The following is a 16725-nucleotide window of genomic DNA, read 5'->3' on the forward strand; positions in this document are numbered from 1 at the left end:
AATTATGACCATAGAAAAATGCGACATCAACCCACTTCGCTAATTTTCTTCTGTCTTGTTTTGAATCGAGTAGTCACCCATAGCATAATAGATGCGGTCACAATTAGGCATAACCAGTATACGTAACGAAAATCTATCGCAGGCGTTATTGGAAGAAAGCCAAGCGTATATGTAAAACCAGAAAGTGGCAGCATCCAGAGTGGGGCGGTCGTTGTCTTCTCTTTTAAAAGAGCCAGGCAGATCAGCAGTGATGCAACGAGCCAGAAATAAGGCTTGAATACTTCTGAAAATATCAATTTTGAGTTTTGAATATATTGTACGAAAAATTCTACGCCTTTAGAGTTCGGTGGTACATCAGAATCAAAGGTGTACGGACTATTTACAATGCGAAACTCAGTGTAGTAGTAAGGTTCTTGATGAGGGGATCTAATTAAGGAAAAAAAGGCCCCTATTCTGTAACTAATATATTTCGCAAAATTCTCTGAAACCGCTGAAAGCCACGCTGTCTTTAGTACGCTATAATGGTTTATACGGATATCTTCAAACTTTTCATTAATGCAAAATGGAGCTCCAACTCTATTTTGCTTCAAGGATTCACAGCGCTCAAGCTCCGCCACATCCAATGGCTGAAAAATTGAATCCGGAACATTCGCGCCCTTTAATTTCAATGCGGCGAGATCGTCAAACATTATATAACTAGGCGGATTAGTAACTTTGGCGAGTAATGCGCTATTTACTGCGGTCGGCAAAAACAAAAAAAACAGTACGGCGCATGAAGATGTTAGTAAGAAAAATTTTATTGAGTTTCTCTTGAAGATACATGCCATCAAAAACGGAAATACAAAGATCGCGCCCGCAAGGGAGTTTGCGCGCACTAGGAAGCCATAGAGAAATAACAAAATAATCGCAATAAAAGCCAGTACAGAAAATTTCTGTCTCTCACTACAATAAATGGCTATCGCTACCGCAAGAAGCCAGGAGTAAGCGAGTTCGACATCTTTCCAGATGGCAAACTGAAAGTTTACAACCCAAGGAAAAAAAGGGAGCAATAAAAACACAGCACTCCATCTATTGTTGTTTCTCAAGCTCCAAAAATAAAGAATCACTGTTGCACTAAAAAGCATCGCCATCTGGAGTATCAGCATCATGCCGGGCCCATCACTTATCCATAATAAGTGGCGCCATAAAAAAGCCATGGTGGGGGGTTGCCAGTCACCATATTCATTTGAACGTGCTTGGCGAAGCTGCTCCAAGCTGTCCCACGACATCGCACCAGGATAAAATACAAAACAACACCCAATCATAGCCATCAGTGCTATAAAGGGCGGTCCAATTTTATGCAGCTCTATTCTAAAATGTTTCATTTTCGAGCCTTTCAATAACATCGTAAATATTGTCGATCTTTCCGCCCAATATGGAGATGCAGCCCGGCAACTCTGGATGAGTCTCGAAAAGAATCGGTCTTCCGTCGTTCCCCTCGCTCTTCATTAGAACGGTTTTTATTTCGAATAAAGAATCTACATACTTGGCCTCAAGAACAGCAGGAACATACCGTCCTACGTCCCTTACCATGCGATCGACACGGGTTGCTTGCTCGTATTGGTGTAGCTTTCTGTAAGGGTCGATACCGATCTGGTCACTCCAGTGCAAGTGGGGGGTATAGCGAACATGAGATAGTGTGTGTAGCCCACGAGCAGGAAATGGCATTATCGAAAAAAAAGGACCATCCATTACGGTAATGCCCAAACCATTGAGGATAGTGGGCATCTTGATCAAGGTCATTTCCGTTATTTCATGTTTGAGACCGGCTTTTACGCCTAGGAAATCGCCTTTGAACTGATTGAGGCCAGAATAGGTGCAATTGAATACATAACGGCCGAATATCCGCTCCTGCAGACCGTTTTGTGTTTCTGCCACTACCTGAAGCGTTGCATCTTGACCTTTTGAGATAGCAGTCACTCGCGTCTGATAGCGGACCTGTACGCCGCACTCTTTCAGTTCTCGCTCAGCCCAGCTTGCCAGTTTTGTCGAGTCGAATGCGTATTCTTCTACGAGAAACACATCTTCGATCAGGCGCGGTTCAAACAACGCCCGCAACTCATGGTCGGAAGGTTCAATCCTAGCCCCGATTTCTCGGCAAAAGCGCCGGAACTGTGCTGCAGTGACCTTCGAATTGCGGCGTGCAATAGCGTATAACTTAGTGAAGTCTTGGGTAACCGCATCAGGCCAATCACGCACAAACTTGGGTAAGTTTATACGGCTGCGATAAGCAGTCGTGAAACTACGTGGGTAGTGATAACCGTTATGGACTCTCGCCTGGTTGTTATAGGACGCGCGTGTCAATAGCGCTGACTCGCACTCCACCAGTACGACGCTCTTGAGACCTCGTTGCTTTGCTAGATAAACAGCAATAGCCGCGCCATAAAATCCACCACCAATAACTACGGCATCACAGTTGGGGTCGGTACCAAACATCATGAGCCTCGTTTATTGACCGAAGCTGTCGTGTTGTCAGAATTTGAGGTAACCTCTTCAATGTTCAGCTTCTCACACCTTGTCAAACGAGCACTGGTTAACTCTTGCCCAACATGGTATGGAGGGCCTTCATTCGACAAGCTGGCCATGTTCAGAATGTATTCACCTAGCACAAGAAGCACCAGCGAGATTAAAAAAAACATGCCCGACTGTTGAAGTGAAAGACTGATCCAGCCAGGAGCGACATCAGTTTTCAGAATTCCGACGGCGACCACATAGATGCAATAAATCAGGTTAGCAACGGCACCAAATAATGAAAGTGATGTTACCAGACGCATCGGAGCACGCGTGGTCGAAACCAGCAAGCGTATACCACGATCTATACTCTCTCCCAAGCGCTTTGGTGGAGATACTTTGGGCATCGCGCTGTAGTTTAGGTATGAGCGGGCGAACCCTCCCGTAGCGGGGAGGTGACGATAGGACATAGCAGGTTGGGGATGCTGAAGAATGAAGTTAATAACTCGCTTACTCAAAATGCGGTACTGGGGTGCTTCTTTGGCCAGGTGGACCCCGTTAAACCAATTATAGAGTCCATTGAAAACGGCAAAAGCACCGCGATAAGCAAGGCTTTGCGCTGGCTTTTGCTTGTTATTGGCAAACACCACATCAGCTCCGCTAACAGCTTGGTTCAACATTTCAGGTAAAAAATTTATGTCGTCCGCTAATGGGTCAATAACTGCCACAAAATCGCCCAGTGAGTTTTCCAGTCCGACCCATGTAGCGGTATCTGTATCTACTTCTTTCGTGAGTGCGTACACCTGCAAGTTGGCTAATCCATTCTCGCTGGTAAGGCGTTTCATAACTGATATGCTTTGGTCGTCCGATGCATTATCAATAATAATTAGTTCGTAATCGTCGACTAATGTTGAAATTACATTTGCAGCGTCAGTCAGAATTTTTTCAATATATTCTGGCTGATTGCGAACTACAAAGACAACAGATAAAAAGCAGGGGAAAAACGCCATTTTTTATTCTCTAAAAGACTACTGTATTGATGCAGTCAACATTGAATGACGGTTTGCACAACAGTATTAGCTCCGTACCGTACCAAGTGGACTCATTGCTTCAGAACTCAAGCAACAGCGTTTCGTCTCATTTGACGAGGGGATGAGCCGTTCCTGCCAAAAAAAATCCATTCGGTAATTTCCAGTCAGATTTAACCAAATAAGGAGCATCCATTCAAAAGCCTTAGCTCTGTTCCGCCTCTCATGAGACCCCACGATCCAGACTTACGCAGGACTTTATCACAAAAAATACACTGAACGCTCCTATAGGAGTGACGGCCATTTCGGAAAGGAAAGTCATGAGACTGTCCAGAGATCCTCGATGTTGATTTTCTGCTTCGGAAATTTCTACATGCTTGACAGGCCGCAAAGGTTATTGACCCTTGATGATGCCTTGGGTGGGCCGGTAATTCGTTGGGGGCATGCCGGTCGCTTGTAACGTAACCGCTCCTTGAGTCCGACATTTAAGCCGTAATTTGATGCTGGATGCCTTGCTTCCGATTTCTTTCTTGAGCCAGCACCACCCGGGAGAAACACCACCACTTTGTATCCTGTTCAAGATGGTCGCTGAGGCAACGATGGGATTTCGAAAGGCCGGGGGTTAGGGGTAGGTGTACACTTTTCACCTTTGGCGTCGGGACGCATCACAGCCTATAGCAACGTCGAGGCCGTCAGCGAGCAGTGTTTTACACGAACCGCTGGTGTTGCACTCGAACAACGGGGCACCGATGAAATCGGTGACGCTGCTGAGCAAAGTGTATGACCAGGGCATCACACCTTCGCGAGGCCGATCACGGCTGAGCAATGACAACCCATCCTCGGAGTCATTGTTTAGAACGCTAAAATACTCCCGGAATGGCCGCAGGATGGCTTTGCCTACTGCACGGGGTTGGGTGAGAGATTTCATGCGTTGGTACAACAACGAACATCGGTATAGCCATATCCGGTTCGTCACGTCGACTGAGCGTCATCGAGGACTAGATCACAGATCCTGACCCGGCGACATGAGGTGTACGAACGAGCCAAGCGGAAAACCCAGGAGCACTGGTCAGGGCGGACGCATAACTGGGAGCCGATTGGTACCTTGCTGTTGAACTACGCTGAAAAAGCTCGCATGAGTATGAACTGACCTGTGTTTTTGGTTGCTGCAAGCACCCCATCGGTGAAGACACTAGCGAACAGCTGGCGATCGCGCCAATGCAGATTCGCGTGATGAACACATCCGCAAGGTCTACCGTTGCCGTGGCTGTGATACCGCACAGATCGCCGCCAACAAGCCGGTGCAATTGATCGAAAGTATGGCCAGCTTCAACTTGCTAGCGATGTTGGTGACAAACATACGTCGACGGCCTGTCTCACTTCGAAACAGTGCTGAGCCGACACGTTGCCACTGCGATAGAGCGCGGGTGCAAGTGCTGAAGGCACCGGATCAAGACCGACCAGCAACTCTTGAATGTGGGGCAGGGAGAGGGGGGCAGAGAAGTGCTTCAGATTCTACTTCGCTGCGCCTCTTCATTTCGAAGTCTTCCTGCTTTGGAATATAAGACTCCCACCATTCGTGCGCGATGGAGGGCAGGATTTATAGTGATGCCCTGCTAGCGATATGATTGGCTCACAACTGATCCCGCACTCCCTATATCCATAGCTCAGATCCGCTTGAATCATTGTGCAAGTTTTTTCCGGAGTCGCGAAAGAGTCTCTCATCAAACACCGGTACAAGTGCAGGGGAAGTAGTGTTCAATAATTATGTGCGTCGTACTATGACATAGTGACGAACAAGCGCCAAGATCACCCCGAGCACTCCACCAAGAACCAGACCGAGCACAATAATTATGGCTTTTTTCGGCTTGATTGGCCCCATTGGTTCCAAAGCTTGCCGATCGATGGTGACCAGTTTTAGTCGACTCATATCAATATTCAAGTTACGCAAACGAGCAACTTCTGTCCGCAATGGCTGAACATCCCTTAGGAAAAGATCTTCGTTTTTACGTTGATTGAGTATTTCGATTTGGCGGTTTGTTTGAAGTAACATCAGCTCTTTTGCGATCTCGGCAATACGTTTTTCGGTAAAGTCATCTGTTTTACGTGATTGTAATGCTTTTCGCTCTGCTTCAAGCGCTTCTACACCCATGAAATAGAGTGGAATCTGCTGATTATTGACTTCTGTCCGCATGACGCTGGCTGAAGACGGGCGACCGGAGTCCGCCAAAGCAGAAGGGGTAGTCGGCTTCAGGATACCCAAGGATGTGGCAATGCTGATTGCCTCACTTAGCTGAGCCATCCGATCACCACGCTCGGTTTTCAATTGTAAGCGCAGCCCTTTGAGTTCGTCCTGAAGTTGAGCACGTTTCAGGTTGTCCGCTTCAAGTAGGGATGCAATTTTCGCCTCTTTCTCAGACTGGTAGCCTGAGCGGACAGCGTCAATTTTACCCCTCAATTCGCTCAAACGATTAGTAACGATAACTTTAAGATCCGCAGCGATCTGCTCACGCTCAACTGCAATCGCGTAATCAACAAAACCGTTGAGAATCGCTACACCATTAACATCCTTGGGGTAGTTCAGCTGTAACCCAATGTAAGCGCTCAGGGAATCAGCTTTTTTGGGGTCCGGAAGAATTAGCTGGATTGAATTGCGGTTGAATTCTTCGAAGCTTTGCTCAAGGGTACGCCCAGGCTGTTTAAATTTTTGGAAGAGAGCCTCGTTGGCTCGAAAAAAGCCAAGACGCGTTTCGTAGGATTCAAGGGATGCCCCCACCTTTGATAGTGCGTCACCTGGAGGAAGCTTATAGACTTCTGAACGATTTAAAGCATCCAGCTCATTAAGTGCTGCAGGGCGCAGAACGCTGCTTACCTGATATTCCGGAGTCGCCGTATAGGCGTAAATCAATGCAGCCGTTCCAACTATAAAAGCAGATAAAGCAATCAGTTTCTTTTGCTTCCAAACACCTTGGAATATTGCGTATAAATCAATTTCATCCGAAGTACCACCCGTCGGAATACGGGAAATAATGGTCATAGCCCATCCCTACCTTCAAATAAAAGCCACAAAAATTTCTGCGTAAAAGCTTGTGCTTGTTAAGTTTTCCGTCGGGGGTAAGCATCCGTGCAACTTAATGTGGCAAAAATCTGACCAACGAGGAGCCTGGCGGGCATTTTGCCTGCTATAAAAAACATTACAAGACTTGACAAGCTATGGCTTTTTAGAAAAAACAAAAGCCACACCATAAAGCAAAAAAACAGCTTTTTTGTTCACGGTGAGCATCACTCCAGCGCCGTCCCAAAAACAGACCCCAACGAGAGACTCAATGCCTGTTCGGTTAAGCCATGCTCATTGCTAAATGACATGAGGAAGGGTTACCTCCACTCTCCTAGCCGGTCAAAAAGGACACTGGGAGACCGCTGATTTTTTCGTCGTCCATCCTGCGCTCATCCGCACATCGCCGCTATATTGAAATGTCGTAAATGCACGTATGACGTTGAAGGCATTTGAGCCGTGAAAATTCCTCGACCAATTAAATTACGACTATCATATTATCCTAAAATTATGCCTATAATAAAACCTCAATCGCCCGCGGTGCCCCCCCCAGGACACTCAGGCTCCCTCAGCATCCCCCAGGAGTACAGCTATGAACCCTGTCCAATCCAAAGGTACGGCCCTCATCACCGGCGCATCCTCCGGCATCGGTGCGATCTACGCTGAGCGCCTGGCAACACGTGGTTACGACCTGCTACTGGTAGCTCGCGACGAGCAGCGCCTGGAAACAGCCGCGACTCGGTTACGCGCCGAGCACGGTGTGCAGGTCGAGGTGTTGAAGGCGGATCTGACGCTCAAGGCGGATCTGTTAAAGGTCGAACAACGCTTACGCAACGATTCCAACATCAGCCTGCTGCTGAACAACGCCGGTATCGCTGCCGATGGTCCATTGGCCAGTGCCGATATGGATCAAATGGAGCGGATGATTCAGCTCAACGTAGTGGCAGTCACGCGCTTGGCTTCGGCTGCGGCGCAGAGTTTTTCCGCTGCGGGGCGGGGGGCGATTATCAATGTGGGGTCGGTGGTGGCGTTGATTCCGGAGCGGTTCAATGCGACGTATTCGGCGACCAAGGCTTATGTGTTGAGTCTGACGCAGTCGTTGAACGCTGAGCTGGATGGTTCGGGTGTGCAGGTGCAGGCGGTGTTGCCTGGTGTGACTCGCACTGAGATCTGGGAGCGTTCGGGTATCGATGCCGGTGCGATTCCGGCGGAGATGGTGATGGAGGCGGATGAGATGGTCAGTGCGGCGTTGGCCGGTTTTGATCAGGGTGAGTTGATCACTATTCCGTCGCTGCCGGATGCGGCGGATTGGGAGGCAGTGACGGCTGCGCGCCATGCGCTGGGACCGAATTTGTCGAAGAGCAGTGCGGCTGCCCGCTATAAGTAATGGGCGGGATCCATGAATCGATTTGAGGTGGTGTAGTTATGAGTGGACGTCGAGTGGTTGTGACCGGCATGGGGTTGGTGTCGCCGTTGGGTTGCGGTGTCGAGCCGGTGTGGGAACGTTTGCTCGCTGGTCGTTCGGGGCTGCGGCAGTTGCCGGAGGCGGTGGTGGCGGGTTTATCGGCCAGGGTTGGCGGTGTGGTGCCGACTCTGGCGGAGGATGCTGAAGCGGGTTTTGATCCGGATTGGGCGACTTCTCCCAAAGAGCAGAAGAAGATGGACCGGTTCATTTTATTCGCCATGGCGGCGGCGCAGCAGGCGCTGGAGCAGGCGGGTTGGGTGGCGGGCGATGCTCAGGCGCAGGAGCGTACGGCAACGATCATTGGTTCTGGGGTGGGTGGTTTCGGCGCGATTGCCGATGCGGTAAGGACTACCGACAGCAAGGGCCCGCGACGGTTGTCGCCGTTCACTATTCCGTCGTTTCTGGTCAATCTGGCGGCCGGTCATGTGTCGATTCAGCACGGTTTCAAAGGTCCGCTGGGTGCGCCGGTAACCGCGTGTGCGGCAGGTGTTCAGGCGATTGGTGATGCGGCACGGTTGATTCGCTGTGGCGAGGCGGATATTGCGGTCTGTGGCGGTGCGGAAGCGGCGATCGATCGGGTCAGTCTTGCCGGGTTCGCGGCGGCCCAGGCCTTGTCCAGTGGTTATAACGAGACGCCTGAGCGCGCTTCGCGGCCGTTCGACAGTGGCCGGGATGGCTTTGTGATGGGCGAGGGGGCGGGGATTCTGGTGATTGAGGAGCTGGAGCACGCGTTGGCCCGTGGTGCTCAGCCGTTGGCGGAGCTGGTCGGTTATGGCACCAGTGCCGATGCCTATCATCTGACTGCCGGCCCGGAGGATGGCAGCGGGGCGCGGCGTTCCATGGCGCTGGCCTTGGCTCAGGCGGGGATCAGCGCGGGCCAGGTGCAGCACCTCAATGCCCATGCGACTTCTACGCCGGTGGGTGATCAGGCTGAAATCGCTGCTATCAAGTCGTTGTTCGGTGAGCACCCGGAGGTCGCGGTGACTTCGACCAAGTCCGCCACCGGGCATCTGTTGGGCGCTGCGGGCGGGATAGAGGCGATCTTCACGATCCTGGCGATCCGCGATCAGATCGCGCCGGCCACGCTCAATCTGGATAACCCGGATGCGGCAGCCGAAGGGCTGGACATCGTTCATGGCCAGGCGCGGCCGATGGCGATCGAGTATGCGTTGTCCAATGGCTTCGGCTTTGGCGGGGTGAATGCCAGTGTGTTGTTCAAGCGTTGGCAGGGCTGAGGTTTAGTCGGACTGCTGTTTCAAGAAGTCGCGAGTGATGTCGAGAATCCGCGAGGCCAGTTCCGGGTTCTCGACACTGCGCGACAGCATCAGCGCCCCCACCAGGGTCGACATCACGATGATGCTCTGATCGGCGGCATCCGGGCCGCCGAGGGCGGTTTCCACTTGCTTGAGTCTTGCGTCGAGGATGGCATCGCTGGTCGGGCTGGGTTGCCCGCGCTGGCCGAGTTCCGAGGACATGGTGGGCAACGGGCAGCCCTGATCGGGTGAGGTCTGGTGCCATTCGGACAGGTAGGTGTCGATGAATGCTTCCAGCGGGCGTTCCTGGGCGAAGAGTTCGGCGCAACGAACCTCGACTTGTTCGCCGGCGGCCTGGAGGGCTTTTTCTACCAGTTCGTCTTTGGATTTGAAGTGGGAATAAAAACCACCGTGGGTCAGGCCTAGTGCTTTCATCAGTGGTTGCAGACCGGTGGCGCCGATTCCGTCTCGGCGAAAGCGCACTGAAGCTTCCTTGATGATGCGCTGATGGGTCTGGGCTTTATGGTCTTGCGAGTAACGCATCTAAGAGTCTCCACAACAATGCCCCCATATTAACCAAGGTGAATTGGATGGTGACTGTACTTTTACACCTGCAAGGCGCCGTTGTCTGGAACTCGACAGATACTCATTGGCACGAATAATGGTTATGGGTTAGCTGACGATTGTTGAACAATCCTGAGGCGATCACCATGAGCAGCGGACTTTCCCTGGCCGATCACATCACGCTGGAGATGCGCACCGACATTATCGGCGGCCGTTTGTTACCCGGTATGGCGCTGATCGAAAGCGATCTGGTAACAGCCTACAACGCTTCTCGAAACACTATTCGCGAAGCCTTGCACCGATTGGGACAAGAGGGCTTGACCCGGTATGTGCGCAACAAAGGGGTGGTGGTGCGCCGCCTCGGCGTCGATGAGGTGCGCGATCTGTTCCAGGTTCGCCGCACCCTGGAGTTGCAGGCCATTGCCGGCAGCAAACCGCTGCGCGAGTACCAGTCCGATCGCATGCTCGAGGCTATCGAAGCCACCGAGCTTGCCCGTGAACGCGAGGACTGGCGGGCAGTCGGTACCCATAGCCTGGGTTTTCACCAGCATATCGTCGGGCTGATGCGCAGCCCGTTGTTCGATGAGTTCTTCACCAACATCGTCGCCCAGTTGCGTCTGGTGTTTTCCGCCGCGCCAGATGAGCAGCGCTTTCAATCGCCTTGGCTTGCGCGCGACCGACAGATTCACGACTTGCTGGCCGAGGGCAAGAAAGCCGCCGCCCAGGAGGCGATGAGTCTGTACCTCGATGACTCCGAACAGCTGTTACTCGACATGCTCAGCCATCCCACCACCACTACGGCATAGGTATCTACACATCTTTTAAGAGCTGCCAATTACTGTGGCGAGGGAGCTTGCTCCCGCTGGGTCGCGCAGCGGCCCCAACAAGGTTACTGCGGTATTTCAGAAAGAACTCGGCGATCTGTTTTAGGGCTGCTGCGCAGCCCAGCGGGAGCAAGCTCCCTCGCCACAAGTTCGGCGTTTACTGCGACGAGAGTCGGAACAAAAAAATGTCCACTGATCGAGGATGTTCACCATGTACAAAGACTATCCCGCGGCTTATCAGGTCAGCAAAGGCTCGGCCCTGCAGGTAGACAAGGCCTTCTATGAGCGGATTCGCGAGGCGAAGGACCGGCGCACGCTGATCGAGCAGTTCGAAGTGCCGATCCGCACGGGCCGGGCGTGGAAGGTTGCGGCCGGGCAGGTGTTTCGGGTGACTACCCCGGTCGGCCCGCAGGTGGGGGATTTCAATGTCTGGAATGCCAATGATCCGCGCGAACGCTTGTGGGCCGCGCGTACCCGTCAGCTGCAGGGCGCCCATGTCAGCACCCATGACCGGCTCTGGTCGAACCTGCCGTTTTTGCGGCCTCTGGTGACCATCACCGATGACAGCCTGGCGGGTTACGGTATCGATGAGCATGGCGGCCGACTGCACGATCTGCTGGGCACCCGTTGCGATCCCTATGTGAATAAAATGCTCACCGGCGAAGACTTCCACCATCACTGCCACTCGAACCTGACTCGCGCGGTGTTGCCCCATGGTCTCACCGAGTTTGACGTGCACGATGTGCTGAATATCTTCCAGTGCACCGGTCTCAATCACGATGATATGTACTTCATGAAAGCCTGTCCGGCGCAGAAGGGCGACTATCTGGAGTTCTTTGCCGAAATCGATTTGCTCTGCGCCTTGTCCACCTGCCCGGGAGGCGATTTGTCATTGGCGATGTGGGGGCCGGATGCGCAGGATCCGCTCAGTGTATGCCGGCCGTTGGGGGTGGAGATCTATCAGCTTGAGGATTCGTTGCTCGAGGGCTGGAGCCAGCCGGAGCGTGCGGCCTACAAGGGAATGCACGGGTTGCAGATTGCCAAGGCTGAGTGGGAGAAGTAAGTCGTTCGCTGCCTGCACCAGTTCCTGCGTAGAGCGGGGCTGGTGACAGGCTGCGATCAGTTCCTTATGAATGGGTTAGCGGGTTTTCTGATCGATGCCGCTGGCCAGTATCTGGCTGTTGTTATGTCCGCCGCCGCGCAGCAGACCGATATTGAACACCTCGTCCTCCTTGGTTTGTGAGTCGCGTTTTTTCAGGAATTCCTTGAGTATTTCAGTGCCGCTCTGGGTGACAGAAGTCGACGAATTCAGGCTGACATCGGCCCGGTAGTCACGGCCCTTCAGGTCCTTGGCGTTGACCGATGCGCCGCCCAGGTCAACCGCACCTCGGGAGGAGCTGATCCGCGCGCCAATCAGATCGACCTTGCCGCCCACCTGCAAATCCACCTTGTCGATGCCCTTGATGCTTGAAGCCTGGGCGACGCTGTCCTTGCTGGTATGGCTGACATCCACCAGCAAGGTTGGTGTGATATCGCGGTTGCGCGGGTTCTTGAAGAACAGATCCTTGAGCCGTGAACGGGCGATTTCGGCGCTGTTGGCGTTGGCGCTGAAACCTTCCTGCACCGGCGCCGAGGCCGGCGCAGCAGTACGTGCCTTGTCGAGATTGTAGCTATCACTGCGGGTCAGCTTGTTGCCGAGTTTTTCCTTGGCGTCACCGACCTTGGCCACCAGGTTGTCCTTGAGGTCTTTGGCCTTGTCGGCGGCTTTCTCGTAGAAGCCCTTGGTTTTGTCTTTGAGGGTATCGGTGGCAGGGCCGCCGAGCGCTGCAACTTTGTCGACTACGCCGTTCGGGTTCTTTTCGGTGGTCAGTTGCGCATCCACTTTCACGGTTGCCCCTTTCACTTGATCCTGGCGGCTCTCAACCAGCAAATCGCCATCGATCTGGCCGCTGACGGCTTTGGCGTTGATCGTCGCCCCCGCCAGTCGAGTGTCACCGCGGCTGTCGAGTTGGACCCGGTCGGCGGTGAGTCGGGTGTTGTCATGGGTCAGGCTATCGAGCTTGTCGATTTCCAGCTTCGCCCGACCAAACAGGCCGTCAGCGTTTTTGCTGCTGTCCGAGCTACCGGTGGCGTTGATGCCCAGGCCTGCACCAATGGATTTGTTATCGCGTTTTTCGGTGGAAGTCGCCGACTCGAGAATCAGGTCGCCGTTATTGGCTATCAGTTCGAATGCTTGAGCCTTGCCCTGAACCCCTTGCAGGCGGACGTTTTCCGCTTCGATATGAACCTTGCCCGCGCTGTCGATACTGCCGCCGCGCTGGATCTGGCTGCTTTCGTCGGTTTTGCCCAGGCTGAACTGCGCGCCGATGCCTCCGGTTTGGGTGCTGCTCGCGGCGGATTGACTGGCTTTTAAACTCAGCCGGGCGCCGCCACCGATCTTGCTGCCTTGGGCCTCGTGGGTATCGACACCTGCGAGGTATTCAAGGGTATTGCCAGCGCTCAGATTGACCTCGCCATTTTGGTTTTTTGCGTCACCGATCTGCGAGCCATGAAAGGTCAGGTCCTGGCCGGCGACAATGTCGGTAAGGCCCTTGGCGTGGAATGTGGCGCCACGACCCTGGGTGTCCTCGGTACGCAGGTCGGATTTGTCGAGCTGGAAACCGCCGTTGGCTTTTTTCCCGCTGGTCGGACTGGTTCCGCCTTCCAGCCAGGCGAAGCCGCCTAAGGTGTTTTCCTTGGAGGTTTGCCGGTCGCGGGCTTCGTCGAAGGTCAATGAACCTGGGGTATGAATGCTCAACGCGCCCTGTTGGGCGTCGAAGCGAGTGCCCTCATAACGGCCGTCGGCGCCCAACTGGATCTGGATACCCTGCTTGCCTGAGAGGCTACCGGGCACCGCAGTGCTATTGGTTTTGGCCAGGTCAAAGCTGCCGCCGGAACCTGCCGCCCGGGCGTTGATGTCGCTGCCGGTGCTGGTATAGACCCGCAAGCTGGCGTCGACGTCGGTGCCTTTGGTGTGTGTATTGGAGGTGTCTTCGGCAGCGAGGAACTCATGGGTGTCGGCCTTGATCTCGACCTTTCCATCAGTGGCGGTGTAGCGGGTGCCGATGTCGGTCAGTGCGCCATCGACCACGACCTTCACCGCCCCGCCTTCGAACTCGCTGACCACGGCTTTGCTCGAATCTGCGCCGGTCTCGGTGTCGAGCAGATTGAAGGCCAGGTCGACGCCGACGTTCGGCGTTTCGATCGCATCGATCGCCAAGGGTTGGTAGAACTTGCTCTGCCCGGTGTCCTCGATCATCTTCTGCACAGGCCGGGTCACGTCCTTGTACTCGAGGCTGGCGCCCAGATTGGCGGTCCATTGGTTGACGTCGCAAGTCTCGGACCTGGTGTCATGAACCGCACGGTTTTCCAGACTGCCAGCGCTGACCACCAGGTCTTTGCCGGCTTTGACCTTGGCCGCTTCGGTGATGATGTTTCCCTGGCCATTATCGGCGATCAGTTTCAGGTCATCACGGGCGCTGAGCTGGCTCGACTTGACGGTGGACGCTTGAACGTTGGTGTCGATGCTTTCTTTGCCGACTTGCAAACCAGTCCCGGCGCGGTCCATGCCGCCGGTGGCAAATGCACCCAGGTTGAGGTTCTTCTCCTGGGTACTGTCGGTAATTTTGTCCGCTTCGCTTAGCAGCTCGATGGATTTTGCCTTGACCTGCAGATCTCCGGCCGTGGCCTCGACCTTTGAACCCTTGACCTGCAGGTTATTGCCGGCCAGCAGTTCCACTGTGCTGCCACTCAGTTGGCTGCCCTCGTGGGTGAGGGTGTCCAGGGTGTTTTTTGTTTCCTTCTGGGTATAGCCGACTTCGGCCTTGTATTGCTTCGAGCCTTTGATTCCGTCGGCAGCCTTTTTGGTTTCCCCGGCCGAGGCGGAAAAACCGTGGGTGTCGGTTTCGCGGATGGTTTTCCCGCTGCTCTGGGCTGCCCGAAGGTTGATGTCGTTGCTCGCCGTGAGTTCGAGCTTGCCTTGGGCCTTGACCTCGGCGCCGGTCACGTTCAAGTCGCTGGCGCTTTGCAGGCGCAGATTGCTCTGCGATTTCACCTCGCTACGCAGGTGAGTACCTGTTTCGCTCTGTGTGCGTGTTTCATCCTTGATCAGGCCGAAGAGCTTGCTGTCTTTATCCGATTTATCGGAGCGCTCAACGTTGTGCTCACCATCGATGGTCAGAGCGCCGCTTTTGCTGATCAACAGCGCGTCCTGTTGACCCAGCACCTGGCTGGCGCTGATGGTGACGTCCTCGGAGGTCATCCGCAGCTTGCCTTGGGCCTCGACCCGGCTGCCAACGGCCAGATCCTTGCTCTGATCGTCCTTGCCGTTCTCGCCGAAAAAGCTTCCGGAGACCAGATCGCCCTGATAGTTTTTCTTGTAGTTCGATTGGGCGACGCGGGAAGCGCCAATCCCGATTTTTCCGCCAGCCTGAAGCGTCATGTCACCGTTGCTTTCGATCTCGCTGCCCCGCACCTGCAGATTGCCTTTGCTGGTGAGATTCATCGCGCCAGCGCTTTGCAGGTGGCTGTCTTGGGCTTTTTCGGTGAGCTCGTTCTGTTCATAGTCACCGCGCCAGAGGTTTTTGCGATGATTGACCTTCTCTTTGATATCGGTCGAATCGTTCAGCGCACTGAGTAGCAGATCCTTGCCAGCATCGATCTGTAGCTGGCCGCCAGCCTTGGCGCCAGAGGCTTTGAAGTCGACGTTTTCACCGGCTTTCAGTTGCAGGTCCGCGCTGGCGTTCAGTTGGCTGCCGTGTTGCCGACGGCGGGTTTCAGTGCGGTTTTTATCGTAGGTTTCGGTTGTGATGAACCAGAACTTGTTTTCCCAGTTTTCACGGGTCTCGGTTTTTTGTTCGGCGGTCAGGGCGTCGAGGCGCAGGTTGCGGCCCGCTGCGACATCGATGTTGCGCCCGTTGACGTTGGCAGCCTTGAGCGTCAAGTCGCCCTTGGCAGACAACCGGGCATCGCCCTCGGTGCTGCTCAGCACTGCGCGTTGTACATTCAGGTTGTTGGGTCGGGTTTTACCGGTGATCTCCAGATCACCCGCTGACTCGATCTTCAGGTCTGCCCTTGAGGTGATGGGGGCTGCAATCCTGACCCCGGCGCCATCGGCGGTGCTGACGATATTGATTCGTCCCGCACGCATGGCGCCGAACAGTTGTGCGTCGACCCGTTGCTGGCTGCCCGGTTCGCTGCGGCTTTGCTCGACGCTACCACTGGCGTAGTCCACCTGGTTGCGCCCGACCGTCAGGTTCAAGGTGTTCTGTGCGCTGATTTCGCCGTCAGTGGTCACCCGCGGTGCGAGCAAGTCGATGGCGCCGCCATTGTTGTGCAAGCCAAGCTGTCCGACCTGCAAATCACCGCTGGCATTGAAGGTGTTCAGGCGGGTGAGGCGACCGTCTTCGAGTTCCGGGCTGCCGACCACGAAGCTGGCGCGCGGGGTGTTGATAAAGCTCGCACCATTGACGTTGATGCCGTTGGGGTTGGCCAGCACATAGTCCGCAGCCCGGCCGAAAATTTCCTGCGCCCCGGCGATGCTCGAGGCATTGCGGCTGATGACTTCGTTGAGAATCAGGCTGGCGTCGCGTCCGTTGAACTGCGAGTTGGCGCCGAGCTGACCGGCCAATTGAGACATGCCGGGCGCCAATGAGTTATTCAGCACCAGACCCTGGCGTTCGACGTTGTAGTCGTAAAACTGGTTGTGGGAAACACCCGCGCCATTGGGTGCCACAATGCCGACCACCGGAACGCCTTGCTCACGGGAAACCTGGGCGCCGCCGGGGACCGGGGTTAGATTCTCAGCCAGTGCCGGTTGTATGTAATGAACGAATACCAGTCCGGAAATAGCCCAGCGCAATGCCTGGCAGGGCTTGAGTTGCAGGGGCGGATTTGTTGTTTTTGTTTTCATGAAGAAACCTTTTGATTGTTTTTATGGGTTTCCGTGCAATGTCCTTATCGTCCTTGGGCACGAGTGATCACTCCTTGGGAAATCTTCCAGGATTTC

General features: G+C 54.2%; 10 protein-coding genes and 2 pseudogenes. 6 read left to right on the forward strand and 6 right to left on the reverse strand.

Going from position 1 to position 16725, the window contains the following annotated elements:
* Positions 1-26: 26 nt before the first annotated feature.
* Genes ACA064_RS07650 through ACA064_RS07660 form a run of 3 tightly spaced genes read right to left on the reverse strand, consistent with a single transcriptional unit; the run spans position 27 to position 3500 of the window.
* Positions 27-1364 (reverse strand): hypothetical protein, encoded by a 1338-nt coding sequence (locus ACA064_RS07650; RefSeq protein ID WP_497672830.1) that lies wholly within the window; start codon positions 1362-1364, stop codon positions 27-29.
* Complete coding sequence (locus ACA064_RS07655) at positions 1351-2475, reverse strand: NAD(P)/FAD-dependent oxidoreductase (RefSeq protein WP_497674192.1); 1125 nt, start codon at positions 2473-2475, stop codon at positions 1351-1353. The genes ACA064_RS07650 and ACA064_RS07655 overlap by 14 nt, the downstream gene beginning before the upstream one ends.
* Positions 2475-3500: a glycosyltransferase gene (locus ACA064_RS07660; protein WP_497672831.1), complete on the reverse strand. Its 1026-nt coding sequence runs from the start codon at positions 3498-3500 to the stop codon at positions 2475-2477. Before ACA064_RS07660 ends, ACA064_RS07655 begins: the two co-directional genes overlap by 1 nt.
* A gap of 725 nt (positions 3501-4225) precedes the next feature.
* On the opposite strand from ACA064_RS07660, the pseudogene ACA064_RS07665 reads away from it, so the two are divergent.
* A pseudogene (locus ACA064_RS07665) lies at positions 4226-4668 on the forward strand (IS3 family transposase); the annotation flags it as partial.
* Positions 4656-4975, forward strand: a pseudogene (locus ACA064_RS07670) (IS66 family transposase zinc-finger binding domain-containing protein); the annotation flags it as partial. The pseudogenes ACA064_RS07665 and ACA064_RS07670, both read left to right, overlap by 13 nt.
* A 308-nt stretch (positions 4976-5283) precedes the next feature.
* Here the strand turns inward: ACA064_RS07670 and ACA064_RS07675 are convergent.
* Positions 5284-6555 carry a Wzz/FepE/Etk N-terminal domain-containing protein gene (locus ACA064_RS07675; RefSeq protein WP_497672832.1) on the reverse strand — a complete coding sequence of 424 codons (1272 nt, stop codon included), beginning with the start codon at positions 6553-6555 and terminating at the stop codon, positions 5284-5286.
* A gap of 610 nt (positions 6556-7165) precedes the next feature.
* On the opposite strand from ACA064_RS07675, the gene ACA064_RS07680 reads away from it, so the two are divergent.
* Both ACA064_RS07680 and fabF read left to right on the forward strand, forming a co-directional pair.
* Positions 7166-7960, forward strand: coding sequence for an SDR family NAD(P)-dependent oxidoreductase (locus tag ACA064_RS07680; RefSeq protein ID WP_497672833.1), 795 nt, complete (start codon positions 7166-7168; stop codon positions 7958-7960).
* 38 nt (positions 7961-7998) lie between these two features.
* Positions 7999-9273, forward strand: coding sequence for a beta-ketoacyl-ACP synthase II (fabF, locus tag ACA064_RS07685; RefSeq protein WP_497672834.1), 1275 nt, complete (start codon positions 7999-8001; stop codon positions 9271-9273).
* A 3-nt stretch (positions 9274-9276) separates the two neighbouring features.
* Here the strand turns inward: fabF and ACA064_RS07690 are convergent, their stop codons facing one another.
* Positions 9277-9834, reverse strand: coding sequence for a TetR/AcrR family transcriptional regulator (locus tag ACA064_RS07690; RefSeq protein ID WP_497672835.1), 558 nt, complete (start codon positions 9832-9834; stop codon positions 9277-9279).
* A gap of 167 nt (positions 9835-10001) precedes the next feature.
* Between ACA064_RS07690 and ACA064_RS07695 the strand changes: the two genes are divergently transcribed.
* Together ACA064_RS07695 and ACA064_RS07700 are read left to right on the forward strand one after the other, a co-directional pair.
* Positions 10002-10661, forward strand: a complete 660-nt coding sequence (locus ACA064_RS07695; RefSeq protein ID WP_497672836.1) for a GntR family transcriptional regulator — start codon at positions 10002-10004, stop codon at positions 10659-10661.
* Positions 10662-10890: 229 nt separating this feature from the next.
* Positions 10891-11742, forward strand: a complete 852-nt coding sequence (locus ACA064_RS07700) for an urea carboxylase-associated family protein (RefSeq protein WP_497672837.1) — start codon at positions 10891-10893, stop codon at positions 11740-11742.
* 75 nt (positions 11743-11817) lie between these two features.
* On the opposite strand, the gene ACA064_RS07705 is transcribed toward ACA064_RS07700, so the two are convergent.
* Positions 11818-16629, reverse strand: coding sequence for a hemagglutinin repeat-containing protein (locus ACA064_RS07705; RefSeq protein WP_497672838.1), 4812 nt, complete (start codon positions 16627-16629; stop codon positions 11818-11820).
* Between the last annotated feature and the right edge of the window lie 96 nt (positions 16630-16725).

It is taken from the genome of Pseudomonas sp. LBUM1658 (assembly GCF_059716055.1).